Source organism: Robiginitalea sp., from assembly GCF_049588695.1.
Lineage (GTDB): Bacteria > Bacteroidota > Bacteroidia > Flavobacteriales > Flavobacteriaceae > Robiginitalea.
Genome location: NZ_JBAVZJ010000134.1, coordinates 1 through 1,807 on the forward strand (window position 1 = coordinate 1; position 1,807 = coordinate 1,807).

2 protein-coding genes are annotated in these 1,807 nt (G+C 47.5%); both read right to left on the minus strand.

Features of this window, described 5'->3' with window-relative positions:
* On the minus strand, nt 1-870 hold an 870-nt coding region (locus tag WBV75_RS03000), incomplete at its 3' end, for a glycoside hydrolase family 3 protein (RefSeq protein WP_424119174.1).
* A 180-nt stretch (nt 871-1,050) separates the two neighbouring features.
* The coding region (locus tag WBV75_RS03005) for a phospholipase D-like domain-containing protein (RefSeq protein ID WP_424119175.1) at nt 1,051-1,807 on the minus strand (757 nt) is incomplete at its 5' end.

A 1,807-nucleotide genomic window follows, 5' to 3' on the forward strand; every position in this document is an offset into this window, starting at 1 on the left:
GTTATAGGAAGACATAACCGTCCAGGGCTGGGATTCTTTGACGATTATCTCAAAACCCTTAAGGTAAATCTCCCGAAGGGCGCGCTCTGAGACCAGTACATCGTTGCTGTATCGGCTGGTTTCCTGGTTGTTGGCTACGAAATGTTTAACCGAAGTGCCTACCCCATTGGATTCAATCCCGTTGACCATGGCCGCACCCATATACCCTGATAGGAGGGGGTCCTCCGAGTAGTATTCAAAATTCCTGCCGCACAGGGGGTTCCGGTGAATATTGGCCCCCGGTGCCAGAAGTACATCTAACCCGTATTCCAGGGCTTCATTGCCCATAGACTGCCCTACACTTTCTACTAAATCCACATTCCAGGTGGAGGCCAGTAAGGTAGCGATCGGAAAAGCGGTGGCGTAATACGTCTTATCCGAGTCTTCCCGCACCGGTGCTATTCGAAGTCCCGCCGGCCCATCTGCCAGGTATATCCTTGGAATCCCCAGTCGATGTATAGGTTCAGTGGTACCGGCTGCCCCGGGTACCAGAAGGTCCGGATCTTCCATCGAGACCAGGGATTTGATTCCGGATCCTTTGAGCAGGTTCACTTTTTCTTCCAAAGTCAGACGCGTTAGCAAGTCCTCCGCCCGGTCTGCAATAGATAGACGTGTATCCTCATAGGGATCGAGGGAGCCATTGCGATTCAGGTCGCGAAAGGAGTTCCCATTTACTTGGATTTCCACAATATCAGAATCCGGTTTGGACTGTTTCAACCCAAAGCTGAATAAGGCCCCATTGATGTAAAAGGCGCCTATCAGGACCACAACAAAAAGGAGACCAAGAACAATCAGGAGTATTTTCAGAACGCGTTTAAGTACTTTATTCATCTGGGGAAATTTCTGTGAGGCACAAAAATATAAAAGCCCAAGCTATTGTATGCAGATCGTTTGTATGATTTAAGGATAGCAGGGGTGGCGGTTATGATTGTGTTTTGCAGGAAAGGTTTTTACCTTAAGAATAGGGGTGGGGGCGTGCCCCCCCCCAGGCTTTTTTCGGCTATCCCTATTCTATAAAAATGAGGATACCAATCGGGCTGTAGCATAGCCTAGTTTTCTATGAATAGGTTGCTGCTTCCAAAAACTGCCGTCGACCTCCTTACTTAATTTCAAATCTTCAAAAAATACGGCTTCCAGTTTTTTTCCCAAGCCTTCCCCATAAACTACGGACATAATCTCGAAGTTGAGATCAAAACTGCGTATATCCATGTTCGCGGTTCCTACGACACTCACTGAAGTATCCGCAACAACTGTTTTTGCATGTACAAAGCCTTTGGTATACAGGAATATACGTACTCCTGCCTCCAGTAGTTCTTCAAAATAAAATCGTGAGGCTGCCCCTACCAACCAGGAATCCGAGGTGTCCGGCAGCAACAGTCGTACGTCCACTCCACTCATTGCCGCCTGCTTGAGCGCATTTAGTATACTGCTACTGGGGATGAAATACGGGTTGGTGATATACAGGGTTTTGCGCGCAAGGTTAAAAATCTTTAAATACGAGAGCATGATATTGGAAAAAGGATAAAAGGGCCCTCCGGGAATCATTTGAGCATAGCCGCGATAGGGCAGGATTTCAGGACTTTCTTCCAGGGGCATTAAGTCTTTTGAAAAAAGGAGTTTCTCGGGCTGGGCCGCGTTCCAACTCGCTAGAAAGTGCCTTTGTAAATCATGTACCAGGGGACCTGTAAACTTTATATGTGTATCCCTCCAATACAAGTGTGTGTCGATGGTGTTGTCATACCGGTCCGAAATATTGATTCCCCCGACA